At 62.0% G+C, this 24817-nt stretch carries 20 protein-coding genes and 1 pseudogene; 8 read left to right on the forward strand and 13 right to left on the reverse strand.

All coding sequences use genetic code 11. The annotated features are described in order from the left end of the window. Nucleotide 1 precedes the first annotated feature (1 nt). From ACOERD_RS29210 to ACOERD_RS29235, 6 genes are all read left to right on the forward strand, one after another. Nucleotides 2-466, forward strand: coding sequence for a hypothetical protein (locus tag ACOERD_RS29210; RefSeq protein WP_419740846.1), 465 nt, complete (start codon nt 2-4; stop codon nt 464-466). Beyond that, complete coding sequence (locus ACOERD_RS29215; protein ID WP_419741324.1) at nt 463-6075, forward strand: host specificity factor TipJ family phage tail protein; 5613 nt, start codon at nt 463-465, stop codon at nt 6073-6075. The genes ACOERD_RS29210 and ACOERD_RS29215 overlap by 4 nt, the downstream gene beginning before the upstream one ends. 31 nt (nt 6076-6106) lie before the next feature. Then, nucleotides 6107-6802, forward strand: coding sequence for a DUF4376 domain-containing protein (locus ACOERD_RS29220; protein ID WP_419740348.1), 696 nt, complete (start codon nt 6107-6109; stop codon nt 6800-6802). A gap of 45 nt (nt 6803-6847) precedes the next feature. After that, nucleotides 6848-7024, forward strand: coding sequence for a hypothetical protein (locus ACOERD_RS29225; protein ID WP_419737950.1), 177 nt, complete (start codon nt 6848-6850; stop codon nt 7022-7024). After that, on the forward strand, nt 7014-7610 hold the full coding sequence (locus ACOERD_RS29230; RefSeq protein ID WP_419737951.1) for a hypothetical protein: 597 nt from the start codon (nt 7014-7016) through the stop codon (nt 7608-7610). Before ACOERD_RS29225 ends, ACOERD_RS29230 begins: the two co-directional genes overlap by 11 nt. A 137-nt stretch (nt 7611-7747) precedes the next feature. Beyond that, nucleotides 7748-8488: a dCTP deaminase gene (locus ACOERD_RS29235; RefSeq protein ID WP_419737952.1), complete on the forward strand. Its 741-nt coding sequence runs from the start codon at nt 7748-7750 to the stop codon at nt 8486-8488. Between the two features lie 111 nt (nt 8489-8599). Here the strand turns inward: ACOERD_RS29235 and ACOERD_RS29240 are convergent, their stop codons facing one another. Beyond that, entirely contained in the window at nt 8600-8788 is a 189-nt protein-coding gene (locus ACOERD_RS29240; protein ID WP_419741325.1) for a hypothetical protein, read from the reverse strand. Here ACOERD_RS29240 and ACOERD_RS29245 point away from each other — a divergent pair. Continuing rightward, nucleotides 8781-10523, forward strand: coding sequence for an IS1634 family transposase (locus ACOERD_RS29245; protein ID WP_419737624.1), 1743 nt, complete (start codon nt 8781-8783; stop codon nt 10521-10523). The two genes, ACOERD_RS29240 and ACOERD_RS29245, sit on opposite strands and share 8 nt — an antisense overlap. Nucleotides 10524-10815: 292 nt before the next feature. On the opposite strand, the pseudogene ACOERD_RS29250 reads toward ACOERD_RS29245, so the two are convergent. The 5 genes and pseudogenes from ACOERD_RS29250 to ftsZ all read right to left on the reverse strand — a co-directional run. Further along, nucleotides 10816-12255, reverse strand: a pseudogene (locus tag ACOERD_RS29250) (chloride channel protein); the annotation flags it as partial. Between the two features lie 100 nt (nt 12256-12355). Continuing rightward, nucleotides 12356-14005, reverse strand: coding sequence for a DNA repair protein RecN (gene recN / locus ACOERD_RS29255; RefSeq protein WP_419741326.1), 1650 nt, complete (start codon nt 14003-14005; stop codon nt 12356-12358). 36 nt (nt 14006-14041) lie between these two features. Beyond that, on the reverse strand, nt 14042-14905 hold the full coding sequence (locus tag ACOERD_RS29260; protein WP_170375015.1) for an outer membrane protein assembly factor BamD: 864 nt from the start codon (nt 14903-14905) through the stop codon (nt 14042-14044). A 126-nt stretch (nt 14906-15031) separates the two neighbouring features. Then, nucleotides 15032-15952: a UDP-3-O-acyl-N-acetylglucosamine deacetylase gene (gene lpxC / locus ACOERD_RS29265; protein ID WP_170691871.1), complete on the reverse strand. Its 921-nt coding sequence runs from the start codon at nt 15950-15952 to the stop codon at nt 15032-15034. A gap of 213 nt (nt 15953-16165) precedes the next feature. Then, the gene (ftsZ, locus tag ACOERD_RS29270; RefSeq protein WP_419741327.1) at nt 16166-17767 is read right to left on the reverse strand and encodes a cell division protein FtsZ; all 1602 of its coding nucleotides are present in this window, start codon (nt 17765-17767) and stop codon (nt 16166-16168) included. A gap of 436 nt (nt 17768-18203) precedes the next feature. On the opposite strand from ftsZ, the gene ACOERD_RS29275 reads away from it, so the two are divergent. Further along, nucleotides 18204-19385: an ISNCY family transposase gene (locus ACOERD_RS29275; RefSeq protein WP_419737600.1), complete on the forward strand. Its 1182-nt coding sequence runs from the start codon at nt 18204-18206 to the stop codon at nt 19383-19385. A gap of 147 nt (nt 19386-19532) precedes the next feature. Here ACOERD_RS29275 and ACOERD_RS29280 read toward each other — a convergent pair whose 3' ends face one another. The 7 genes from ACOERD_RS29280 to ACOERD_RS29310 all read right to left on the reverse strand — a co-directional run bounded on the left by ACOERD_RS29280 (nt 19533) and on the right by ACOERD_RS29310 (nt 24770). Beyond that, on the reverse strand, nt 19533-19949 hold the full coding sequence (locus ACOERD_RS29280; RefSeq protein WP_170375009.1) for a hypothetical protein: 417 nt from the start codon (nt 19947-19949) through the stop codon (nt 19533-19535). Continuing rightward, nucleotides 19936-21270: a cell division protein FtsA gene (gene ftsA / locus ACOERD_RS29285; protein WP_170375007.1), complete on the reverse strand. Its 1335-nt coding sequence runs from the start codon at nt 21268-21270 to the stop codon at nt 19936-19938. Before ftsA ends, ACOERD_RS29280 begins: the two co-directional genes overlap by 14 nt. A gap of 8 nt (nt 21271-21278) precedes the next feature. Continuing rightward, nucleotides 21279-22286, reverse strand: coding sequence for a cell division protein FtsQ/DivIB (locus ACOERD_RS29290; RefSeq protein ID WP_419741328.1), 1008 nt, complete (start codon nt 22284-22286; stop codon nt 21279-21281). Next, nucleotides 22274-23191: a D-alanine--D-alanine ligase gene (locus ACOERD_RS29295; protein ID WP_419741329.1), complete on the reverse strand. Its 918-nt coding sequence runs from the start codon at nt 23189-23191 to the stop codon at nt 22274-22276. The genes ACOERD_RS29290 and ACOERD_RS29295 overlap by 13 nt, the downstream gene beginning before the upstream one ends. A 108-nt stretch (nt 23192-23299) precedes the next feature. Beyond that, nucleotides 23300-24226, reverse strand: a complete 927-nt coding sequence (gene murB, locus ACOERD_RS29300) for a UDP-N-acetylmuramate dehydrogenase (protein WP_419741330.1) — start codon at nt 24224-24226, stop codon at nt 23300-23302. A gap of 56 nt (nt 24227-24282) precedes the next feature. After that, nucleotides 24283-24525 carry a DUF2484 family protein gene (locus ACOERD_RS29305; protein ID WP_419741331.1) on the reverse strand — a complete coding sequence of 81 codons (243 nt, stop codon included), beginning with the start codon at nt 24523-24525 and terminating at the stop codon, nt 24283-24285. Continuing rightward, nucleotides 24522-24770 carry a DUF2484 family protein gene (locus tag ACOERD_RS29310; RefSeq protein WP_419741332.1) on the reverse strand — a complete coding sequence of 83 codons (249 nt, stop codon included), beginning with the start codon at nt 24768-24770 and terminating at the stop codon, nt 24522-24524. The genes ACOERD_RS29305 and ACOERD_RS29310 overlap by 4 nt, the downstream gene beginning before the upstream one ends. Nucleotides 24771-24817: the final 47 nt, after the last annotated feature.

Genomic DNA, 24817 nt, shown 5'->3' on the forward strand with positions numbered 1-24817 from the left:
GATGGAAGCTCAGCTGATGGAGACGCACTGGACAGAGCGCTGGATCGGGCATCGGGCGGAAGATTGCGCCGCGCTGGTCTCGCATGTGCTGCGCGTCGAGTTCGGGTCCGACATCGCCCTGCCCGCCGCGCCGGGCGGCATCCGCGCCAATGACGCGGCCATCCGGGACGCGCTCATGTGTGAAGCCGGGCGCAAAACCGGATGCACAACCGGGCGCGCAACCGAAGGCGGGATCGCCCGGCGCCTGGGTGCGCGCGAGAGGGCGTGCGACGGGGACGGGGTGCTGATGCGCGCGCGCGGACGCCGCGCGGGGCTGGGCCATCACATCGGGCTTTATGCCGACATGACCGAGCCGGCCTGCCTGCACTGGCAACCGGGGCTGGGCACGGTGCTGCACCGGTTGCGCATATTGCCCGCGCGCGGGCTTGTGGTGGTCGGGCTCTATCGCTGGGAGACAGGATCATGACCTCAAAAACACCCTCAAAAACACCCTCGCAAACGCCCTTCAAACCCCCTGTGACGGCCTCTCAGGTCGGCTTTGCAAGCGCCGATCTGTGGCCGCACCCGCTGACCGCGCAGGCCCGGGTGCCGGAGATCATCCTGCCCCTGCCCGCGCGCACCCCTGACGCCCCACCTGAACCCTTGAGCGTGGCCCAGGCGCTGGATCTCGCCTGGCCCGCGCGGGGGTCCCTGCCGGTAAACGTAAGCCTTGACGGGATCGCCCTGCCGCCCGGGGCCTGGGCGCACACGGCCCTGCGCCCCGGCCAGCGCCTCACATTGCGCGCAGCCCTTCAGGGCGATGATTCCAACCCGCTTGCGGCCATCCTGACCATCGCCACCATCGCCATCGGCGGCTGGGCCGCCTCCGCCATCGCCTCAAGCGGCGCGCTTGGTTTTGGGGCCGGCAGCCTGGGGGCACAGGTTGCCGGCGCCCTGGCCGGGGCCGCCATCTCCACCGCCGGCGGGCTGATCATCAACGCGCTGGTGCCCGTGCGCGACGCGGACGGGCTGGACCAGGACGCGCCCGCCCGCCGCGATTATTCGCTGAGCGGCGGTGCCAACCGGGCCCGGCCCTACGCGCCGCTCCTGCTCACCTTCGGACGCCACCGCGTCTTTCCCGATCTCGGCGCAAAACCCTGGACCGAGTTCGAGGATGACGCGCAGTTCCTCAATCTCAGCCTCACATTCGGCCTGGGCAACCTGCATCTGGAGCGCGCCGACCTGCGCATCGGCAACCAGCCGCTGTCGGACTTTCCAGGCGCACAGGCGCAGATCCTGCGCGGGCCCGATCCCACATGGCCTGCCAATGTCGACACCATCCAGGGCGCAGAGCTCGAAGGCCGCCGCCTGATCTCGCGCCGTACAAGCCCCGGCACCAACCGCTTCGATCTCGACATCACCGGGCAGCTCTTCGGTCTGCGCAAACGCTCCGGCAAACCCTACGCTCTCTCCCGCGAGATCGTGATCAGCTATCGCAGGGTGGGCGTGCGCGAGGGCTGGACCCGCCGCCGCGTCACGCTGCGCGCAAATGGCGACAGCCCCCGCGACGGGCTGCGCCGCACCATCCGCATCCACCCCGGGGCGACCGCGCAGTGGGAGGTCCGCGTGCGCCGCCGCACCGCGCCCTCGGGCGCGGATAACGAGATCGACGCGCTGGCCTGGGCCGCGCTGCGCTCCTTCCAGCCCGATACCGCCGACTATAGCGGCCAGACCCGGCTGCGGCTGCGCCTGCCCGCCTCGGCCCAGGCCTCCGGCCAATTGCCCGCCATCCACGCCATCACCCGGCATCTACTGCCCCGCTCGGTCTCGCGCCGCGCCAAACCCCGCGCCACCTCCAACCCGGCCTGGATCCTGCTCGCCTTCCTGCGCGGCGGCTTTCTCTCGGGCCGCCTTGCCTGGGGGCTGGGACTGGCTGACCGGCGCATCGACCTGCCCTCCTTCACCGCCTGGGCCGCCTGGTGCGAGAGGCAGAACCTCACCTGCAATCTCAGCCTCGACCGCCCCGTTCCCTCGGCCCGGATCATCCGCACCATCTGCCAATGCGGGCGGGCCAGCCCCACATGGGCCAGCGGCAAGCTGGGCGTGGTGTGGGACGACCCCGCAACCCCCGCCACCGCGCTCATCACCCCCGGCAATATCATAGCGGGCAGCCTCGAGATCACCTGGTCCGGCGAAAAACCCGCCGATGAGATCGCCGTGCGCTATCTCGACCCGGACGCCGACTGGCAATTCCAGACCCTGCGCCGCACCATGCCGGGCGTCACCACGCCCAAACGCACCGCAACCCTCACGCTGCCGGGCGTCACCACGCCCGCCCAGGCCGCCACCGAAGCCAATCTGCAGGCCGCCCGCCAGCTCTATCACCGCCGCCGTCTCACATGGGAGATGGCCGCCGAAGGGCTCTCCATCGCCCGGGGCGACGTGGTGCGCCTCACCCATTCCCTCATCGATGGCGGCCAGACCGGACGGCTCGTCACGGTCCTGCCGGCTGACGCCGCCAGAAACCTTCCCGAACGCTGGGACCTGGGCCAGAGCTTCGAGATCGCGCAAGACGAGAGCTGGTATGCGATGCTGCGCCTGGGCGATGGTCGCCTCATCACCCGCGCGATCACCGCCGACGGAGCCCTGGTGCGCCCCGCCAGCGCCCTGCCCGATGACTGGCAGCACGAAGAGACGGAGGTGTCGGATGTGCTCTGGCGCGTCTATCCCGGTGACGCCCCGCCCGCGCCCCTGCGCATCGTGGGCTTTGAACCGGTCTCGGCCACGCGCATCCGGCTCGAGGCCATCGACGAGGTGGCCGCCTATCACAACGCCGCCACCGCCGATCTCAGCGCGCCCCTGCCGCTGCCCGCTCCCCAAAGCCCGGCCGTGCTCGATGCCGCGATCACCGATCGGGCGCGCGCCGACGGAACCACCGAAGTGACCCTGCGGCTCACCACATCCGGCCCCTGGCAGGGCGCGACCATCCGCGCCCGCGACAGCCATGGCTGGCGCGTCGTGGCAGACGACCGGCAGGCCGTCACCACATATATCTTCTCAACCGATGATGCCTCCGGCCGCGAGATCGACATCGAGATCACCCCCGGCTCCCGCGCCGCCCCCCTCGGGCCCGTCTTCACCACCACCCATACCCTCATCGGCGACAAAACCGTCCCCATCGCCGCCCCCGAAGGCTTCGGGGTCGAGATGCTGGGCGATGGCGCCCGCCGCTTTACCGCCACCCCGCCCCCTGACGGGCGCGTCGCCGGCTACGCCCTGCGCTACGGGCCCGCGCGCGCTGCGGCCACATGGGAGGCGCTCACCCCGCTCCTGCATGGCCGGATCACCGCCCTGCCGCTCGAGACACGCCTGCCACCCGCCGGGCGCTGGCGCTTTGCGCTCGCCGCCCTGAACAGGGATGGCGTGCCCGGAGAGGCCGCCTTCACCGGCCCCGTCGATCTGGCGGATGCGGTCAAACTGCCCGTCACCCAATATGCGTTCCGCGCCAGCGCCACGCAGAACGCGCCACCCGCCCGCCCGGGGCCTGGCGGCAGCGACAGCGATACCCATCTGCCCGCAGGATGGCAGCGCATACCGGTCAGCCTCACATCCAAGGCCCCCTTCCAGTGGATCACCGAACGCAAGGGCCGCACCGGCGGCGGGCCCTGGACCCGCTGGAGCAGCCCCACGCTCTGGTCCTCCCTGGGAGCGCAGGGCCGGCCCGGACAGGACGGACAGGACGGGCAGGATGGACAGGACGGCGCCAGCGTCGAGCGGCTCTTCACCCGCACCGCCCATGCCACCGCGCCACCGCCGCCGGGGCTGACCGGCTCAGGCACGCAAGAGGACCCCCATGTCCTGACCACCCCGCTCGGCATCCGGGCGCTCGATATCTTCCCCCTCCTCAAGGGCCTCGACCCGCCGGGCCCGGCCTGGACCGCCACATGGTTCCGCTTCACCGCACCCCGGGGACGCGCCGGCACCTGGCGCATCACCATGGACGGCGCCCCCGACCAGGGCACCGACTGGGCCATCTTCAGCGCCAAGGGCAATGCCGCGCGCCGCGGGGCAGATGATCATCTCGACATCACGCTGAGGGCCGGCGAGCGCTTCACCTTCCGGCTGCTTTTCTACAATCTGCGCTCCCGCGACACCGTCACCGCCATGACCCTCAGCCTCACCCCGCCCGCGCAAACGGGTGAGGCGGCAACAGGGGCGGCAACAGATCCGGCCCAGATGCCCGGCTACACGCCCCCGCCCTGGTCCGCCACGCCCCTGGGTGTCACCGTGGAGCAGCCATATGAATGGATCAGCGAGCGGCGCGGGCGCGCGGGGCTCTGGGGGGCGTTTTCGCGCCCCGCGCTCCTGGGCAGATATGCACGCGACGGCATCCCGGGGGCCGCCGGTCAGCCGGGACGCGACGGCACCGACGGGGACCCGGGCCAGGACGGGCAGCCGGGACGCGACGGGCAGGATGGGCGTGACGGGCAGGATGGCGCTGGGGTCGAGATGATCTTCCGGCGCACCGCCACCCGCCGGGCGCCCGCAAGACCGCAGACAACGCCCGCGCAGTCCAGGGCAAATGATCATGTGCCCCCCGGCTGGTCCGATGATCCCGTCGGGATCACGCGCGACGCGCCCTATCTCTGGGCCAGTCGCCGCACCGGCTCTTCGGGCAACTGGGGCGCGTTTTCGCCACCCGAGCTTTGGGCCCGCTATGCACGCGACGGCGCCCCGGGGCGACCGGGCAGGAAGGGCGATACCGGCGATACCGGCCGGCAGGGGCGACCGGGCCTTGATGGTCCGGGTGTCGAGTTCATCTTTCGCGCCACCAGCACCCCGATCCGCCCCGCCACCCCGCGCACAACAGCCACCCAGCGGCGCCTCGACGATCATGTGCCCGAGGGCTGGGTTGATGATGCCCCTGACGTCAGCGCCGCCAGACCCTATCTCTGGGCCAGCCAGCGCAAAGGCTCCTCCGGCAACTGGGGGGCGTTTTCCCGACCGGTGCAATGGACCAGATATGCACGCGACGGCGCCCCGGGGCGGCCGGGCAGGAAGGGCGATACCGGCGATACCGGCCGGCAGGGGCGACCGGGCAGGAAAGGCGATACCGGCGGCAAGGGAGACAGGGGGGACAAGGGAGACCCCGGCCGCAACGGGCGTGACGGGCGCAACGGCATCAACGGGCGTGATGGCAGCAATGGCGCGCGCGGGGCGGGCAGCTATGCCCGGCGCGTCAGCGCGCGCGGCTGGGTGAACAGCATCGCCGATCGCGCAACCCCCGGCGCCAATGTCACCGGCGATGTGGTCACCCTCACCGACAGCGCCGGAGGCTGGGCCGAAACCCGCGCCTGGACCGGCACCGCATGGCTCCCCGTCACCCATGTCATCAACGGCAATACCGTCATCCCCGGCACGCTGCTGGCCGAGGCCCTCGCCGCCGGCCAGATCGACGGCACCCATCTGCGCGCCGACACCGCGCTCATCACCGGCGGCGTCCAGATCGGCCCCGGCCTCATCACCCTCACCCATCTCGATGACAGCCTCATCGGCGATGTGGCCCGGGGCGCGCGCTGGCGATTGGACGCGTCGGGCAGGGCGCGCACAAGAAAAAACCAGCGCTTCTCCACGCGCCGCAGTGATGGCGGCTCCGATATCGTGGTGCGCAGGGACAGTGCCGACGAGATCATCCGCTACGCGGTCGAGGTCTCGGGCGGCGGGTTCACCCCGCCTTCCTCGTCCTATTGGTACGAACATAGCCGCAACAGCGAGGGTTCAGAATCGGCCGTGGGCACAAGATACAACAGCGCAACCTTCAACGTCCGGCTCGAGGTCCGGCTCGACAATGTCGTCATCCGGACCCTCAGCATCAGCGTCACCACCGGCGCCGCAGGCCGTGCCGTTCTCAGCGGGGTGCTGCCCGCCCGGCTCACCCCGGTCGGCCGGCAGAAAAGGCTCACCCTGCGCGCAACAGGAACCGTAAGCTCCGGGGGCGCGAGCGTCGCGGGCATCAGAGGCGGCCGCACACGGGTCGCATGGAGTGCTGCCGCATATCTCACCCTCACCGCACGAGAAACCCGCCCCTTCGCCTGATCCCGTCGCATAACCCAGGACACAAAGCCCAGTGACACAAAGCCCAGTGACACAAGACCCCACCGCACAAGACCCCGCGCCACAAACGCTCTCCTACGACGCCTTCGCACAGGCGCTCCTGGCCCTCACCGAGACAGGTCTTGCCCTGCCTCACGACATCCTGCCATGGACCGCTTTCCCCGAAGAGGCCGAGCCCCCGGAGACCATCACCAAAACCATGTGGGACCGCTACACATGGAACCCGCCGCAATTCGCCGCCGCCACACAGCCCGACCCCTATGGCCGCGAAGATGCAAAGGCCGGCGACAAGCCCGCATGGGACAGCCTCACCCGGCACGCCGTGCACCAGGCCTGCGAAGAGGCCCGGCAGCACAAGCACGCCCAACTGGCCGCAGAGCTTGCACGCCGCACCACCTTCACCCACAACGCCCGCACCTGGCAGGGCGATACCAAAAGCGCCGCAGCCATCACCGCCGCCGCCCTGCGCGCCGCCGCAGAACCCAACTGGCCCAAAGACTTCGTCTGGATCGATGCCGCAAACACCCGCGTCCCCATGCGCGCAGAGGACATCACAGCCCTCGCCAAAGCCCTCTCGGCCTGGCAGAGCGCCCGCCGCATCCACGCCCGCACACTCAAGGATGCCATCACCGCCGCCACAACCGCAGAGGCAATCCTTGCCATAAACGTCGCACAAGGATGGCCGGAGCACGCCACCCAGCCCCAATGACGCGCCCGCGCGGATATGCTAAAACACGTACAACGGAGATCGGACATGAGCCAGTACACACCGTCCTCAATGGAATATCTCGCCGCCAGAATCGACGACAAGCGCAAGGAACTCGAGGCGCTCGAGGCGCTCCACAAGACCCTGCTTGAGGCTTTCGGCCGTCGCCTGCCAAATGAAGCCGCCGATCTGGCCCTTTCAGAGATCCTCCTCAATGGCCGCTGACGGGCAGTTCGTCACACGGCTTGTCATGCAGGAGGGCGCGACCAGCAGATTTGAGCCCCGCACCTTCACGCGATGGCTCGGCGTGTTCCTGTCCGACATCGAAGCCATGCTGGGGCCCAGAGATCCCGCCTTCACTGTCCTCGGCATCGAGTTTGTCGATACATGCCATGAAATGCCCAAGACATGGTTCCCGGACACCCATCCTCATGGCAAGCATGTCATTGTGCACTTGAACCGGTCCGCAATGCAGGACGGGGCAAGGGCGCGCTGGCAGCTTGCTCACGAATGCGTCCACCTCATTGATCCCGCACAGGGCGTTGCCAGTGTCATGGAGGAAGGCATCGCGACATGGTTCCAGAATACCGCAACCACACGCAGCTTTCACAACGGCAGCGGGCCATATGCAGAAGCCGAACGCCTTGTATCACCCGTGATCAGGGAACTCTGCGAGACCATCAGGTTCCTCAGAACGCAAAACCGCCTGCACCTTGATGATATCGCGCCAGCACACCTTCAGAACCACAACCCGAACTGGTCCGGCGACTTCTGCCGCGCTCTCACCGAGCCGTTTTCTGCGCTGAAGTAATGAGGCTGATCAAAAGCAAAAATGGCAAAACAACAACCCGATTGGGCGCGAAACTGTCGCGGCGAAAATCAACGCGCGGGATTCCATTGTGCGGTCGGGAATGTTAATCTTTCTGCAAGGCAGGAAAAGGCGCAGGCATGGCAATCCTTGGACGAAAAGATATCGGTGACAGAATCGCAACGGGCGCGATCAAAATCGAGCCGTTTGACAAGACTAAAATCGAGCCCGCGAGCTACGATTGTCGAATAGGCGATGTTCTTGCCGCCGGTGCCGGTCGTCATGTCTGGGGAGAGGGCGATGAGTTCATTCTCGAAAGCAACTCTTGGGCGTCTGTATCCTCGGAAGAGTTTTTTGAACTGCCCAACAGCATTTGCGCGTCATACGGCATCCGCTCTGGTCTTGCGAGGAGGGGTGTCATCGCGTTTGGGGGTCCTCAAATCGATCCCGGCTATAAGGGAAAAATTTTTGTTTCCCTATATAATCCGACGCTGGAGCCGATTATTTTGCAATACGGCCAGGTGATCATGTCGGTCATTTTCTATGAGCTATCATCAGAGGACGAGCACGGATATACCGGGCCATATCAAGGGCAAAAGGACTTTCCGTCACAAGATGTCGAATTTATGATGAGAATGCGCAGCCGGAACCTTGCTGATGTTATTGACAACGTTGAAACGCTTGATCACTCGGTCAAAAACCTTGCCAGTAACCTGAAAATCCTGACCTCCGATGTACATGAAATTCGGCAGATTGTGAATGATGCCAAGCCTTGGCTAAAGGTCATCGGCTGGATTTTGGGTGCCGCTGGAGTTGCCGCCGTCGGGTGGATTGTTATGTCACTCCTGCAGAGTTTCTTTGGAACACCCCCCGCGCCCTAGAGTCCTGCTGTACTGCACTGTCAGCAGTGCGCATCCGGTGTGTGACAACAATACTGCCGCACAAAATCCCGATTGAGCACGAAACTGTCGCACCGGAAATCAACGCGAAAATCACATCGATTGGGCGCGAAACTGTCGCGGATTGAGCAATAATTCCTGACTTCCGACCTTTTTGTTGATCTGACTGGGTTTTTGGTTTGTTTTCAGGTGTGGTTGCTCAGAGGCGCGTTGTAGTGCCCCATTATTATAAAAAGTATTGACATGGGCCTTCAGATGGCTAACCTCTTCGCCCATGTTCATCCGCACCAAACATGACGCAAAGCTCAACCGCACACGGATCCAGATCGTTGAATCCGTCCGCACCGGCTCCAAGGTACGCCAGAAGATCCTGCGCCATGTGGGTGTGGCCCATAACGACAGCGAGATTGAGGATATCAAGCGTCTGGCGGGCCGCTTGATGGAGCAATTACGCATTGATCGCTCGCCGCAAATGGAACTGTTCACGCCCACGGAATATGCCGATCTGCAGGCGCTGGTGCGCCGCGCTCCGCGGCCGGACAAGCTTGGCGTTGATCTTGCCGAGTGCCGTGAGGAGGCGCGGGTCTCTCTGGGTCTGCGGGATGTCATGGGGACGATGTATGACCAACTGGGTTGGGGGGCCCTTCTGGGGGCGGCGCGTAAAAGTGCCAATCGCATTGTGAAAGAGCTGGTTATGGCGCGGATCGCACAGCCCGAGAGCAAGCGCGCGACCGTGGAGGCGTTGGAGAACCAGGCAGGCATCACGCTCAATCTGGACGTGGTCTATCGGAGCATGGATTACATCAATACGCCGGTGATAGACGGGATTTGCAAAACCTCTCACGCGGCGGCAGAGAAGTTGCTGGGCGGGCCAGTGACCGTGCTGTTCTACGATTGCACGACCCTGGCCTTTGACACCGAGCGCGAGGACCCGGCCGAGGATGCGGACGGGGTCGAGCAGGATCATCTTCTGGCCAAGGGCTTCAGCAAGGATGGCAAGCATCACCGCGCTCAGGTCATGCTGGCGCTGATCGTCACCTCCGATGGGCTGCCTGTGGGCTATGAACTCTTCCCGGGAAACACCTGGGAAGGTCATACGCTGGAAGCTGCGCTGAAGGCGTTGGAGGGACGCTTCGACGTGGCCAGGGTCACGTTCGTGGCCGATGCCGCCATGCTCAGCAAGGACAACCAGCAGATGTTGCAGAACAAGGGTCTGCCCTACATCCTCGGCTATCGCATGAAGTCCGCCCCGGCCGCCGTGAAGGCGAACATTTTGAGCCCGGAGGGACGCCAGCCTTGGGCTGGACACGGTTCTGAAGAGGCAACCGAGAAGGGCTGGTACAAGGTGATCGACCAGGAGGGAGCGCGGGTCATTGTGACCTGGTCACCCACCCGGGCACGCAATGATGCCCACAAGCGCGACAAGGCAATCGAAAAGCTGCACAAGAAGCTCAAGCGCTCTCGCAAACCCGGCAGCTTCAGCAGCCGGGGATATGGCCGCTTCCTGGCCTTCCCCGACAGCGGGGACGTCACGCTGGATGATGCAAAGATCAAGGCAGCGGCACAATGGGACGGGCTGCATGCCATTGTTGTTCATGGTGCGGACGAACTGGAGGCACAGGACGTCATTGCCCGCTATCACCAGTTGTGGGAGATCGAAGCCTGCTTCCGCACCAACAAGCACGATCTGAAAATCCGGCCCATCTATCACTGGTCGCCGCGTCGGGTCCGGGCCCATATCGCCATCTGCTACATGGCCTTCTGCTGCCTGCAGCACCTGCGCAAGCATCTGGACCTGCTCGGACACCCGATGAGCCCGGCTCGTATCCGCAACGAGTTGAACGCATTGCAGCTCTCGATCCTGCGCCACAAAGGCACCCCTGACCGCTACGGCATGCCAAGCCATGCCACGGTCGATGCCAGACGCATCCTCACCTGCGTCGGCCTGACCTGGAACGAAGCCCCTTTCAAGATACCCCCCGGGCGCACCCGAAAAACTGGCCAGACCAAAGCCTGAGCTCCCTCAACACTCCGAAACAATCGCTGGCGAAAAAAGTCCGTGTAGTGCCTTTTGGCAACCAAGGCATAATAATATCAATGACTTATACGAAAAAATGTCGGAAGTCAGGAGACCCCGCGCCCTAGAGTCCTGCTGTACTGCACTGTCAGCAGTGCGCATCCGGTGTGTGACAACAATACTGCCGCACAAAATCCCGATTGAGCACGAAACTGTCGCACCGGAAATCAACGCGAAAATCACATCGATTGGGCGCGAAACTGTCGCGGATTGAGCAATAATTCTGTCGCGCTACAGGTCGCATCACTGCCCCGGCGCGCAGCATCGCCAGAAGATAGGCCTGTGGTCCTGCCGCCAGATGCACATTGCGACGCTCGAGCTGGGTCAGGAAGAACGACCGGTCCACAAGGCGCGAGGCCAAGGCGGTGGACATCGAGACAGATACCATCACCGCCAGACCGATCTGCCAGTCTCCGGTCAGCTCGAACACAATCAAAGTGGTCGAGATCGGCGCGCCCAGAACCGCAGCAGCCACGGCCCCCATTCCGGCAAAAGCGTAAAGGGTGTGGGTGCCGGACACATCCGGCAGCAATCCGGTGGCGATCAGCCCAAAGGCCAGCCCGGTCAGCGCTCCGATCATCAAGGAAGGCGAAAACACCCCTCCGCCCATGCGCCCGCCCATGGTTATAGCAACTGCCACTGTTTTAAGGACCGCAAACAGGATCGCTGTGGTCAGCACCAGATCGCCGGTCAGGGCGCGGATCGTCGTTTAATACCCTACGCCAATGATATGCGGGAACCAAATCGCCAAAAGGCCCAGCATCGCGCCCGAAACCGCCGGGCGCAGCCATCCGGGCAAAGACAATCGGGCTTGAACATGATTGCCGATATCCTCGGCGAAAAAGATCGATCGCATCAGTAGCAAGGATACCAACCCGCAGATCAGCCCAAGGATTAGGAAGGCAGGCAGTTCGACGTAGAATTGCAATGAACCGGGCGTATCCAACGTGAACTCGGTGACGTCGCCATATTCCAGCCGGTTGATCACCGTACCTGCGACTGAGGCAATGACGATGGGTGCAAAGGCGTGGACCGCGAAGTGTCGCAAAACGACCTCAAGCGCGAATAGTGCTCCTGCGATAGGGGCGTTAAAGCTGGCCGAGACTGCAGCAGCTACAGCGCAGCCCAGCAGGTCGCGCCCAGTGATTCCGTCCGCATGAATGCGGTCGCTGACCCAGGTCGAGATGACCCCGGCCATATGGACCACCGGCCCTTCCCGACCCGTGGACCCGCCTGTACTGAGTGTGATCAGCGAGGCAAACAACGAAGCGACGCCAGCCTTGGTCTCGACCCGTCCATCGCTGACCGCCGCCCCTTCGATCACATCCGCGACCGAACGGACACGGCCATCGTCGGTAAAACGCGTGAGGATCAGCCCCACGATCACCCCACCGATGATCGGAATGATCAGCACGATGGACCAAGGCAGCTTCTCGGCATGACTGTGCAACAGCAGGATATCCTCGGTATCGTAGATATAGGCCTGCAAGCCGCGGATCGCCTTGCGGAACCCTAGCGCCATGAACCCCGCCGCAATCCCGATCGCCAGCGCGATAAACCAGAACTGGATTTGGCTTGGTCCTCGGCGACGCATCACCCGCAACGCATCCTTGATCGCGGCCAGAGCCTGATTGAGCTGGTTGCGCAGAACGGTGCGGGTTGATTGGGTCATTGGCTCTCGGGGATCATATCTTAACCCTTAGTAAGCCACGGCGAGGTCTGAGAAAAGTAAGATAGCGACGGTCAGGCCAGCAGATTGCGCCAAAGACGCATTAAGCCTCCAACAAAGCGCGCGCAGCCGCGCGGGCTTCCTCTGTGATCGTATCGCCCGAGACCATGCGGGCAATTTCGTCCACGCGATCTATTTCGGCCAGCGGCACGACGGTCGAAAGCGTCTGGCCATCGGTAACCTGCTTCTGCACACGCCAGTGATGGGCCGCGCGCGCGGCGACCTGAGGGGAATGCGTGACGACCAGAACCTGTCCGCCCTGTGCCAGAGACGCCAGCCTGCGGCCCACCGCATCGGCGGTTGCACCGCCCACACCCCGGTCGATCTCATCAAAGATCATGGTCCGCGCGCTGTCATCTCCGGACAGGCAGACTTTCAACGCCAATAGAAAGCGGCTGAGTTCCCCGCCCGAGGCGATCTTGTTCAACGGCCCCGATGGTGCGCCGGGATTGGTGGCGACGGTAAAGGCCACCGCGTCGGTGCCCTCGGGTCCAGGATCGGACGTGGTAACTTCTGTCCGAAAAACCGCGCGTTCCATTTTCAGCGGTGCAAGTTCCGCCATGACGGCCTGATCCAACTGTCCAGCCGCCGCTTCACGCGCAGCGCTGAGATCTGCCGCAGCCGCATCATAGGTCGCCTGTGCTGCCTCGACCGTAGCGCGTTGGTCGGCCAGATCGGCGTCACCTGCATCCAGCTTACCCAAGCGATCACGCAGAGTATCGGCAAAGGTGCCCAAATCATCCGGGGCCACATCATGTTTACGCGCCAGTGCTCGGATGGCGAACAAACGCTCCTCGGCGGCTTCCAGTTCGGCGGGGTTGAAGTCCAGCGCCTGAAGGCAGGCATTCACACCATCCTGCGCCTCGCCCAATTCGATCATGGCCCGGCCAAGCGATGCAATCGGCTCCTCCAACTGGCCACCTGCAGAGTCCGACACGCCTTCGAGCCAACGTGTCGCATCCGAAATCGCGCCTTCGGCCCCGTCACCACCCAGCAGATCAAATGCGCGGGCGACATCGTCGCGGATACGCTCTGCCCCTTGCATCATGCGGCGGCGGGCATCGAGGTCTGCGTCCTCGCCGGGTTGCGGATCGAGCTTGTCCAACTCAGCCACGGAATGGCGCAGGAATTCCTCCTCGGCACGCATGGCGGCCAAAGCGGCTTCGGTCTCGGCCAGCGCTTTGCGGCTGCGCGACATCTCGGACCACGCCTGACGTACCTTGGCCAATAGTTCCGAGACCTGAGCGTAGTCATCCAGCAGCACACGGTGCCCACGAGGGTTCAGCAATCCCCGGTCATCATGCTGCCCATGCAATTCGATCAGCGTTTCCGACAAAGCCCGTAGAACCTCACCGGAACAGCGGCGATCATTGACCCAAGCAGTTTTTCGACCCTCTGCCGTGTTGACCCGACGCAGGATCAATTCTTCACCACCCGGCAGACCAGCTTCTGCCAAAACAGCATGGGCGGGGTGGCCCTCGGGCAATTCGAACTCGGCCACAACCTCGCCCTGTGCCGCGCCTTGGCGCACCAGCTCAGCCCGTCCACGCCATCCGAGAACGAAGCCCAGCGAGTCCAGAAGGATCGACTTGCCCGCGCCGGTTTCACCGGTCAACGCGTTCAGGCCCGGCTGAAAACTCAATTCCAGCCGGTCAATGATCAGCATGTCGCGAATATCGAGGGCGCGCAGCATCGGGTCTTTAACGTCCCAAGCCTGATGACATGGCGATTACAACCACTCACCTTTGATCGTCTGGCGATAGATCGTGCTGAGCCAGTTGTTGCCACGGCTCTTCAGATCCAACCCACGCGAGGTCAGCAGCTTGTACCCGTCATCATACCATTCCGAGGATTGGTAGTTGTAGCCCAGGATCGCGCCCGCCGTCTGCGCCTCGTCAAACAGGCCAAGAGACAGGTAAGCTTCGATCAGGCGATAGAGCGCCTCGGCGGTGTGAGAGGTGGTCTGGAAATCCTCAACTACGACGCGGAACCGGTTGATGGCCGCGACGTAGTGATCCTGACGCAGGTAATAGCGCCCTATCTCCATCTCTTTGCCCGCCAGATGGTCAAAGGCCAGATCGAATTTCAGCACGGCAGAGGTGGTGTATTCGCTGTCCGGATAAACCTCGATCACGGTGCGCAGCGCTTGCAGGGCCTGAAACGTCAGACCCTGATCGCGGCCAACTTCGTCAATCTGGTCATAGTAGCTGAGCGCCAGAAGATACTGCGCATAAGCCGCATCTTCGTCGGTTGGGTAAAAATCGATATAGCGCTGTGCCGCAGCACGGCTTTCCTCGTAATTCTTGTCGGCGTGGAACGAAAACGCCTGCATGATCAGCGCGCGTTTGGCCCAATCAGAATATGGATACAGACGCTCAACTTCCGAGAAATACCACGCCGCGTCGTCCGAGCGATTCTGCGACAGCTCATATTCACCGCGCGTATAGATTTGTTCCGGTGTGAACCCTTCAAGGTTCTGATCCCGATCCGCGCCTTTGCTACCGAACAGGCCTCCCCCGTTGCCGCAGGCGCTCAAAACTGCTGCCAGAAGAATCGCACTTGCGAGTCTGACTGCCGCTTTGTTGCCAACCATACCGCTCATCCTTAGTCGTCTTACTTACAGGATCCAAACCGGATCGAGCCTCGGTCTAGCACAGAAAATTCTGGTGCAAAACGCATTATCCACTTCCTGGCGGAAATGTCGTCAGAGTTGATCAGATTAGGCGACAGCAGGGATTTCGGCGGCAATAAGGCCTTGACCGGGCAGACGGGCGGCCTGCTCGGGGGTACAAAGGATCGGACGAACCGCGCCAGGTGTTTCGAACAATGTGCGCAACAGCGTGTTGGTCATGGAATGGCCCGACTTGTCGCCGATGAAGTGACCCAGAATCGGGCCACCAGCCAGATACAAATCACCCAGCGCATCCAGCATCTTGTGGCGCACAGCTTCATCCGCGTGGCGGAAACCGCCCGGTGTCAGAATCTCGCTGCCTTGAACGACCACAGCGTTTTCCAGCGTCCCGCCCAAAGCCAAGCCGTTCTCACGCATGGTTTCGACGTCGATCCTGCGGCAGAACGTGCGGCTATCGCTGAGTTCGCGCACGAAGGACCCGTTGCGCATGTCCAGCGTTTTCGTTTGGCTTCCGATGGCCGCGTCCTCGAAATCGATGTGGAAGTCGATGATCAGCCCGTCCGCAGGCTTGATCGAGGCACTAGCCCCTTCACGAGACGCCGTTACAGGCTTCAGCACTTCGTAGGCTAGAACCGGGCTGGCCTGACGGCGAACGCCTTTCGCCATGATGCCACGCACAAAGTCGATCGAGGATCCATCCATGATCGGAACTTCAGGCCCGTCAATTTCGATCAGAGCGTTGTGAACTCCGCACCCGGCAAGCGCTGCCATGATATGTTCAATAGTCGAGACTGAAACACCGGCGTCATTCACCAGGCGGGTGCAGAGCGGTGTACGCTCGACCATGTCGTAGACTGCAGGTATCAACGCATTGCCCAGCTCAATATCCGTCCGTTTGAACCAGATTCCGTGACCGGCGGCCGCCGGTTTCAGAACCATGATTGCAGGCTGACCGCCATGCAGTCCAACGCCGTTAAACGTAACCGGAGATTTGAGCGTATGTTGCAAAATGGGCCTCAGAGCGTGGTGTCCAGCCTATACGGGCTGTGTTGGACACTGAGTTAAGGAAGAGGCCCCTCAGGCTCAACTCACTCTTTGCAACTGAATGAAACATGAATGTGACAGATCGGCAAAACCCTGCTCAGGGCTATTTAAGATCCTGTAAATCATGAATAAAGGGCCGCCTTTTGGCGACCCTTTGCAATGATTTTGTTACCGCGATCAGTTGGCTTGACGGCGCAGGAAGGCCGGAATTTCGATGCGATCCTGATCCGGATCAGCCTCTTCCTGGACAGGTGCCGTAGCGTCAGCCTGGCGCATTTGCGGCTGATGACGCGGCGGTTGCGCGGGCGTATCTGCCGCGTGGCCGGTCATCCGGTCGATCAGACGATTGAACCCGAAGCGGGGGCGCTCTTCGTGTTCTGCCTGCGGCTGAGGGGCTGGTTCCTGAGGCCGAGTAGCCGTCAGGCGTTGCGCCGCTGAGGGGACATTCTGAACGGCGGCCTGAAGGCGCTGCAAGGCCTCGGGCGAGGGGGTGCCGGCAGAATGCTGATGTGGCGCGGTATAGGTTTCGGGGGTCTCTTCAACCGGTTCCGGCTGCGGCTCGAACTCGGCCACGCGCGGTTGGTAGGCGGGGGGCGGAAGACCATCATCATCCTGCTCAACTTGCGGCTGGAACTGGCTCGGGGCCGGCTCTTCTGCCGCTTCGAACAGTGATGGTTCACGGTTTTCGGTCTGAACCGGCGTGGCCTCCGCTGCGACGGGTGCCTCTTCCTGCACCGGCTCTTCAGCAGAAACGGTGCGCGTCAAAGGCTCGGACATCGAACGGCGCGCGACCGGAACTTCCGAGGTCTTCTCGCTGGCGTCGATGCCGGTTGCGACGACCGAAACGCGCATGCCGCCTTCCATTGCGGTATCCAGCGTCGAGCCAACGATAATGTTCGCCTCGGGGTCCACTTCTTCGCGAATGCGGTTGGCGGCTTCGTCCAGTTCGAACAGCGTCAGGTCGTGCGATCCGGTGATGTTAATCAGCACACCCTTCGCGCCTTTGAGGCTGATTTCGTCCAGCAGCGGGTTGGCAATCGCCTTCTCGGCCGCCTGAATGGCGCGATCTTCGCCAGTGGCCTCACCGGTACCCATCATCGCCTTGCCCATCTCATCCATCACGGCGCGAACGTCCGCGAAGTCAAGGTTGATCAGACCCGGACGGACCATCAGGTCGGTCACACCCTTAACGCCCTGATACAGAACGTCGTCCGCCATCGAGAACGCCTCGGTGAAGGTCGTCTTTTCATTGGCCAAACGGAACAGGTTTTGGTTTGGGATGATGATCAGCGTGTCGACGACCTTTTGCAGCGACTCAACGCCGTCTTCGGCCTGACGCATGCGCTTGGCCCCTTCAAACTGGAAGGGTTTGGTAACGACACCGACTGTCAGCACGCCCAGCTCACGCGCGGCCTGCGCGATGATCGGAGCAGCACCTGTACCGGTGCCACCGCCCATACCGGCAGTGATGAAGCACATGTGTGCGCCCGCCAGATGGTCGACAATCTGTTCAATGCTTTCTTCTGCGGCAGCGGCCCCAACGGTCGGACGGGCCCCTGCCCCCAGACCTTCGGTGACCTTCACGCCCAGCTGCACCCGCGCCGAGGACTGGCTTTGCTGCAGCGCCTGCGCGTCGGTGTTCGCGACGACGAAATCCACGCCGTCCAGCTGCTTTTCAATCATGTTGTTGACCGCGTTACCGCCCGCGCCGCCAACGCCAAATACTGTAATCCGAGGCTTCAGTTCGTCGTGCCCGGGCATCGAAAGATTCAATGTCATGCTCTGTCCGCCTGTATTTTTGTTCCGCCAAAGCGGTGTTTTTCTTTACCTATCCATATTCGATTCTAGCGATGTGATGCGTAAAGGTCACGTCAAAAATCACGCGATTCCACAAAATATGGACGAAATAAGGCAGCAACCGGCGGCATTTCGCAGGCTTTGCCAAATATAGCGGAAACAACGCGGACCACTACAAGACGCAGAGCATCCGAGCAGTGAACGACCTATGCGTCACGCCTCGGATTCGAACCAAAACTACTGCGGAAAACTGCTCAATGTCGTGCCGCAAGACCTCTGACGGGTCCTGTGGATATCTTGAGGGATAAATCAGGCCTCCGCAAGGTGTTTTTCAACTGATTGTCGCTAACACGCGATATGTCCGGTGTATGTAACATGCGATCTGTCCGGTTCTATTCTGTCTCTGAGAGGAGGCGTTATGAACCGAGCAGAAGTGTTACAGGAAGTTCGACTGATGAAGTTTGAAGATGTGTATTCGCGGCGAAGCGCGAACAAGCTGACGCAAGAACAGGCGGCTGAGATACTGGGTGTATCCGTGCGCACCGTCAGGCGTTGGGAGGATCGATTTGAGGCGGATGGTGCAGAAGGTCTGTACGACCGTCGGCTTGGCAAACTGGCCAACAATCGTGTTGCCACGGATAAGGTCATGGAGATGCTTGAACTGTTTGATACCAAGTACTGGGATTACACGCCGAAGCATTTCCACGAGAAGCTGGTGGCCCACCATGGTTTCACACAGAGCTACAACTGGGTGCGGCTTACACTGCAGCGCCACGGCCGGGTTCAGGCAGCACCCCGACGAGGTGCCCATCGGCGCAAGCGGCCCCGCCGTCCGATGGTTGGCATGATGTTGCATCAGGACGGCTCCAGCCATGAATGGGTTCCGGGTCAGTGGTGGGATCTGATCGTCACCATGGACGATGCCACCAACCGGGTTTATTCGGCATTCTTTGTCGAGGAAGAAGGGACGATGAGCAGTTTTCAGGGGCTGACAGAGGTGATCGAGGCGCAAGGTCTGTTTTGCTCGCTCTATGCCGATCGGGGCTCTCATTACTGGCATACGCCCGAAGCGGGCGGCAAAGTGGACAAGGACAATCTGACCCAGGTCGGGCGCGCCTTGCAGCAACTCGGCATTGAGCTGATCCCGGCCTATTCACCGCAGGCCCGTGGACGGTCTGAACGCATGTTTGGCACGTTCCAGAACCGATTGCCGCAGGAACTGCGGTCCCATGGGATCACAACCATTGAAGAGGCCAATCAGTTCCTGAAAGAGGTCTATCTTCCCGAACACAATGCCCTGTTTGCAAGGGAGCCGGAGGATACGACCTCGGCCTTCGTGCCGTTTACAGGCAATGTGCGCGACACCCTGTGTGTGCAGGAAGACCGCGTCGTCGGCAACGACAATACGGTGCGCTACAAGGGCCTGGTCATGCAGATCGCGGCAGACAGGCACCGTCATCATTTCGTCAAGGCGAAGGTCAGGGTCCACGAATACCCCGATGGTCAACTGGTCATCTTCCACGGCCCGAGATGCATTGGCCGCTACCAGCCTGACGGATCACCCATCACACAGGAGGATAGCAAACACAAAGTCGCGTGACCCGCTTCGACGTGGCGCGAACGCGGTGGCCCAAATCTACGGTCGCCTACGGCTCCCTCCGAATTGGGCCACCGCGCAATCAACTGAAGCGGACAATTGGCATGTTACCTACACCGGACAATTCAGAATGTTCTCGACAGGTGTTTTTCAACTGATTGGGGCACTTGGACAATTCAGGCTGTGATTGGTCATGCTGCGCACCTCCTGGATTTCACCATTGCTGAGCTCTGCCAACCGAACCATCAAACGGCCCTGATATTCGAATGGCCACCAGCAGACGGGAATGCCGTCTGTATCATCGTCATAGAGAAAACAGATCTGCCCATTCGGTGTTGTGATCTGACCGTAGACGCATCCCCCACCTTCGACCCGCCAGACCGAGGTTTTGCGGTTCAGGAATTGCTCGGTTCCCACCAGATCTCCGCTGCGGATTTCGTGGAACTGCACCGTTTTGCCAAGCACAGCATCCAGAAACGTCTCAGGTGAGATGACGGACTGCGCCGAAGCGAGGCCGGGCGCAAGCGCCGCGCACAAGGCGCAGCGCAGGGCTCTACCAATTGTCACGGAACCACCGAACGGCGCGCTTGAACGGGCGCGCGGCATAGGTGTCGACGGGGATTTCGAAATCCCACCATTCATCCTGCGGATGCGCCGCAAACAGGCTGAGACCAACGGCCGAGGAAAAGCCCGGCCCCGTCGCGGATTGTGGCAGGCCGTGAACGCGCAGCGGGCGACCCAGACGGACGCGCTGGCCAAGGATACGGGTCGCGAGGCCGTCCAGCCCCATGATCTGACTGCCCCCACCAGTCAACACGATCTGCTGGCTGGGCATATGTTCGAACCCGGCCGCATCCAGACGCACACGAACCTCTTCCAGAATTTCTTCGACCCGAGGGCGCATGATCCCGATCAGCTCGGCCCGGCTGACGGTGCGGCGATCATGTTCCCAGTCGCCTGTATCGCCGCCAATATCGATCAGGTCGCGATCGTCAGCTCCGGTCGCGTGGACACCGCCATTGAAGGTCTTGATCCGCTCGGCCACGGCAGTTGGCACGCCAAGACCCATCGAGATGTCCTGTGTGACGTGATCACCGCCCATGCGTACGCAATCGGCGTAGATCATGTGCTTCTTCATGAAGATTGACACGCTGGTGGTACCGCCACCCATGTCAATACAGGCCGCGCCCAGCTCCTGCTCATCCTCAACCAATGCCGAGATTCCCGAGACGTAGGCTGAATTCGCAATCCCTGCGAGCTCCAGATCACAACGCTTGATGCAGCGGACGATGTTCTGGATCGCAATCGCGTCGACGGTCAGCATATGCATGTCGACGGCCAGAGATTGCCCCATTTGCCCGCGCGGATCGATCAGGCCCGAGCGGTTGTCCAAGGCGAAATTCACCGGTTGGGCATGCAGAACCTCACGCCCCGCCCCGTAATCCGGGACATCGCAGGCGTTCAGAACACGTCCAACCTCGGCCTCGGTCACAAGTTGGCCTTCCAGATCGACCTGCGCGTCCAGACCGTAGGAACGCGGGTTCGCGCCCGAGAAACAGGCGATCACGTGATCGACGCGGATATCGGCCATCTTCTGCGCGGCTTGCAGGGCGGTGCGGATCGCACGCTCAGTTTCCTGCATGGCCGTGACTTCGCCGAATTGTACACCGCGCGAGCGGGTGGTCGCCGCGCCAATGACCCGGAACCCGGTCTGCCCAGCCATCGAACCGATGGTGTTATCTTCACTCAGCCGTCCGGTGCCGTCAAAGCGCAGCACGAGGCACGAGATTTTCGAGCTACCCACATCCAGAATGGCGATAACGCCCCGCTGCATCGCTTGTCTGCGCATTTGCCGCATGGCGCGTTGGGACTGATAAAGATCGGTCATCATGGTCGTTACTGCCCGTTACCCACTGTCACTTTTGTATTCCACCAGTCTTCGCTGGCGGCTTTGGTCATTCTGATTGTTGGCCGCTGTCCGAGGCGCATATCCACAACGGCCACGTCACGCTCCAACAGGTCCTGTACTTCGTTCACAGCCAGCACCCGTTCGAGCGCGCGCACTGGGCGATCCGTCGGCAGCATGATGCGCTGGCCGCGATCCAGCACCAGATCCCAGCGCCGCTCACCAATGCGCACAAGACCCCGAACGCGGGTGCCAAGGCTGCGCGAAGTGCGGAAAATCTCAAGCGCTTCGGCGACATGCTCATCCGCGCCCTTGCCCGCGATCAAAGGCAGATCGCTGTGATCCTTGCGTGAGGCGATCAGGTCCACATGAACGCCGGTCTCATCCAAAAGCTCGATAGATTCTCGGGTGCGCCAGACGATGACAGGCTGACGCTCGACAACGTCCACCTGCAGGATGCCACCGGGCCGAATGCGCACAGTCGCCGATTTCACCGGGTCCAGACCGGTAATCGTGTCGCGCATCTGCTCGACATCCAAATCCCAAGAGCTGATCGGGAAATCCAAAGGCACCACTTCGCGAATGTCATCCGACAGGCCGGGACCCGCACCATCAATGGCCATCAGATTGACCATGAACTCAGGACGTTCCTGAATCGAGGTGCGTATGTCGGCGATATAGGTATTGAGCGCCTCGCGCCGCTCCTCTGACGCGAAGTAAAGACCAACGGCAGCCGCAACAGCGCAGACAGGCAGCCCCAGCTTGACGCCCATGCGGATGCCCGGTGTCAGCATCCAACGCTGGAACCGGTAGCTGAGGCGCGATGGTGCCGGGTCAGACCGGCGCGCGGTGCGGGTGAACAGCTTCACCCCGCCCAAGCGCAGAACGGGCTGCGTATCATGGGATTCGGTATCAGCGGATTCGAAATCGGCATCTGGCCCGGCCAGAGGTTTGGCCCGATGGATCACTGGCGCGCGGAAGGCCCTTAGCGGTCGCATGTGGCATCCTCCACCATCCAGGCGCAGAGCTGTCCGAAACTCATCCCGCAGTGTTCCGCCTGTTCCGGCACCAGCGAGGTCGGCGTCATCCCGGGCTGGGTGTTGGTTTCCAGCAGGAACAACCCATCCGCACCCATAGTGTCGTCCCACCGGTAGTCGGTGCGGGTCACGCCGCGACAGCCCAAAGCGTTATGCGCTTTCAAAGCGTAGTCCATGCAGCGGTCAAAGATATCCTGCGGGATGTCTGCGGGCAGCACATGCCACGAGCCGCCGGGCTTGTATTTGGCATCGTAATCGTACCAACCGCCATCCGTCATGATCTCGGTCACGGTCAGGGCGCGATCACCCATAACGGTCACAGTCAGTTCTCGACCCGCCACGTATTTCTCGACCATGATGTGATCGGGCATATCCTCCGACAATTGCGGAGGACCATTCGACCCCTCGTGTACGATATAGATGCCGACGCTGGAGCCTTCGTTGTTGGGCTTGGCGACGTAAGGCGGCTCCATCACATGGACCTCGACCACCTCGACCTTGGGCACGATCACGCTGGGAACAATGGGCAGTCCTTCGGCCTGATAGACCTCTTTGCTGCGCTGCTTGTCCATTGCAAGCGCCGAGGCCAAAACACCCGAATGGGTGTAGGGAATACGCATCCACTCCAACAGACCCTGCACGCAGCCATCCTCACCCCAGCGGCCATGCAGGGCGTTGAAAACCACATCCGGCTTGATGTCCAAAAGGCGCGCGTAGAGGTCGGGACCTGCGTCCAGCTCAACCACTTCAAAGCCTTCTCCCACAAGGGCGGCTGCGCATTCGCGCCCAGAGCTGAGAGACACCTCGCGTTCCGCCGAGGGGCCACCCATCAATACCGCCACTTTGGGGTTTGTCCTGCTCGACATACCCAACGTGCGCCTCAATGTCCCCGGACCTTATGTGGTGGTCCGTACTGCGTTTATGCCTTTGATCCGTCGCCGTTAATTGCCTGTTATGGTCTGACGGTTGGGGCTTTATTCTTTCAGCGGGTCACCGACCCGCATGATTTCCCACTTTAGCGTGATGCCGCTTGTTTCGTAAACCTTTTTTCGCACCTCTTCACCCAGACCTTCGAGGTCCGCGGCAGTGGCATCACCGGTGTTGATCAGGAAATTCGAGTGCTTGGGGCTCATCTGCGCGCCACCTTTCTTGGCCCCACGCATGCCCGCATCGTCGATGACCTTCCAAGCCTTGAGGTCATGCACATCATCTGCCTTCCCGGTCGAGGAGAACCCTGCCGGATTGCGAAAGGTCGACCCGGCGCTGCGGTCTTTGGTGGGCTGGGTCTCGTCGCGCTTTTGCAACTGCGCCGTCATTCGGGCATGAAGCGCGTCAGGTTCACCTTCCGGGCCTTCGAAACTTGCCGAGATCAGCACCGCGCCATCAGGCAGATCGGATTGACGGTAGCGGAAGTTCAGGTCCTCGGGGCCAAGCTCAATCACTTCACCCCGCCGTGTGACGACAGTGGCCCTTTTCAGAACATCCGCCGTGTAGCTGCCATAACACCCTGCGTTCATGCGCACAGCACCACCGATAGAGCCCGGTATTGTGCGCAAGAAGGTCAGATCCACACCAGCATCCGCCGCTTTGCGCGCCACATGCGCATCCAAAGCCGCCGCGCCAGCGGTTACCCTAGTGCCCTCGATCTCAATCCCATTGAAGCCCCGCCCCAGCCGTATCACCACGGCGCGCAATCCGCCATCGCGCACTATGAGGTTCGAGCCGACGCCCATCGGGAAGATTACGACGTCATCGGGAAGCTCGCGCAAAAAGCCCTGCAGATCTTCTACATCCGCAGGTTGGAACAAATAGTCAGCTGGACCGCCGACACGCAGCCATGTCAGGTCGCTGAGACTTCGGTTTTCGGACAGTTTGCCACGAGGCACAGGAAGAACAGTCATAGCTGCTAACTCGCGGATTCAGAGCGAGTTGGCAACATGTATCCGCAGTGAAACGGTCAAATCCGACGACGAAGCCACCGCCCCAGATAGATCACCGGCCAGCGCAGTATCGACATACCCATAACGAGGACTATCAGCCCGACCCATGGGCCGTTCTCATAGGTGACATATCCAAGCAGAGGGATACCGACCGCGATCAGGACATAGGCGCGGGTCCAGTGGTTGTCCTTGCTGGGGATCATCGCCAGAAGGTTCGCAACAAGGCCCCAAAGGGCCGCGAGGGCAAGAGAAAGGGTCATTCCATCACCTCTCCGCGCACCCATTTGCGCCAATAATAGCGGATCGGGTTGCGGAACATTGAGGCGAAACCTCCGAAAGCAAGAGCCGACCAGACCCATCCATGATCATAGCCCAGCCAGATGATCATTGCCGGCGCGCATATCAACAGCACAATCCCCGGAGGGAATTGTAGGCGCATCGGCAGCAAGGCCACGATGGTGGCGCTGATCACCCATAGGGCAGCAAAGATGGTCGAATAGTCCATTGTCCCCTCCTGGGACGTGGTCTTGGCAATAGATCACACACCCTCAG

The organism is Ruegeria sp. (assembly GCF_965199275.1).
Taxonomy (GTDB): Bacteria; Pseudomonadota; Alphaproteobacteria; order Rhodobacterales; family Rhodobacteraceae; genus Ruegeria.

Excerpts from the sequence above, each read along its gene's own strand:
- ACOERD_RS29260 (WP_170375015.1), bottom strand. The coding sequence starts at position 14,905 with ATGGTTGGCAACAAAGCGGCAGTCAGACTCGCAAGTGCGATTCTTCTG.
- ACOERD_RS29210 (WP_419740846.1), top strand. The coding sequence starts at position 2 with ATGGAAGCTCAGCTGATGGAGACGCACTGGACAGAGCGCTGGATCGGG.
- ACOERD_RS29235 (WP_419737952.1), top strand. The coding sequence starts at position 7,748 with ATGGCAATCCTTGGACGAAAAGATATCGGTGACAGAATCGCAACGGGC.
- ACOERD_RS29310 (WP_419741332.1), bottom strand. The coding sequence starts at position 24,770 with ATGGACTATTCGACCATCTTTGCTGCCCTATGGGTGATCAGCGCCACC.
- ACOERD_RS29305 (WP_419741331.1), bottom strand. The coding sequence starts at position 24,525 with ATGACCCTTTCTCTTGCCCTCGCGGCCCTTTGGGGCCTTGTTGCGAAC.
- ftsA (WP_170375007.1), bottom strand. The coding sequence starts at position 21,270 with ATGACCGATCTTTATCAGTCCCAACGCGCCATGCGGCAAATGCGCAGA.
- recN (WP_419741326.1), bottom strand. The coding sequence starts at position 14,005 with ATGCTGCGCGCCCTCGATATTCGCGACATGCTGATCATTGACCGGCTG.
- ACOERD_RS29225 (WP_419737950.1), top strand. The coding sequence starts at position 6,848 with ATGAGCCAGTACACACCGTCCTCAATGGAATATCTCGCCGCCAGAATC.
- ACOERD_RS29230 (WP_419737951.1), top strand. The coding sequence starts at position 7,014 with ATGGCCGCTGACGGGCAGTTCGTCACACGGCTTGTCATGCAGGAGGGC.
- ACOERD_RS29290 (WP_419741328.1), bottom strand. The coding sequence starts at position 22,286 with ATGCGACCGCTAAGGGCCTTCCGCGCGCCAGTGATCCATCGGGCCAAA.
- ftsZ (WP_419741327.1), bottom strand. The coding sequence starts at position 17,767 with ATGACATTGAATCTTTCGATGCCCGGGCACGACGAACTGAAGCCTCGG.
- ACOERD_RS29245 (WP_419737624.1), top strand. The coding sequence starts at position 8,781 with ATGTTCATCCGCACCAAACATGACGCAAAGCTCAACCGCACACGGATC.
- murB (WP_419741330.1), bottom strand. The coding sequence starts at position 24,226 with ATGACTGTTCTTCCTGTGCCTCGTGGCAAACTGTCCGAAAACCGAAGT.
- ACOERD_RS29215 (WP_419741324.1), top strand. The coding sequence starts at position 463 with ATGACCTCAAAAACACCCTCAAAAACACCCTCGCAAACGCCCTTCAAA.
- ACOERD_RS29240 (WP_419741325.1), bottom strand. The coding sequence starts at position 8,788 with ATGAACATGGGCGAAGAGGTTAGCCATCTGAAGGCCCATGTCAATACT.
- ACOERD_RS29275 (WP_419737600.1), top strand. The coding sequence starts at position 18,204 with ATGAACCGAGCAGAAGTGTTACAGGAAGTTCGACTGATGAAGTTTGAA.
- ACOERD_RS29295 (WP_419741329.1), bottom strand. The coding sequence starts at position 23,191 with ATGTCGAGCAGGACAAACCCCAAAGTGGCGGTATTGATGGGTGGCCCC.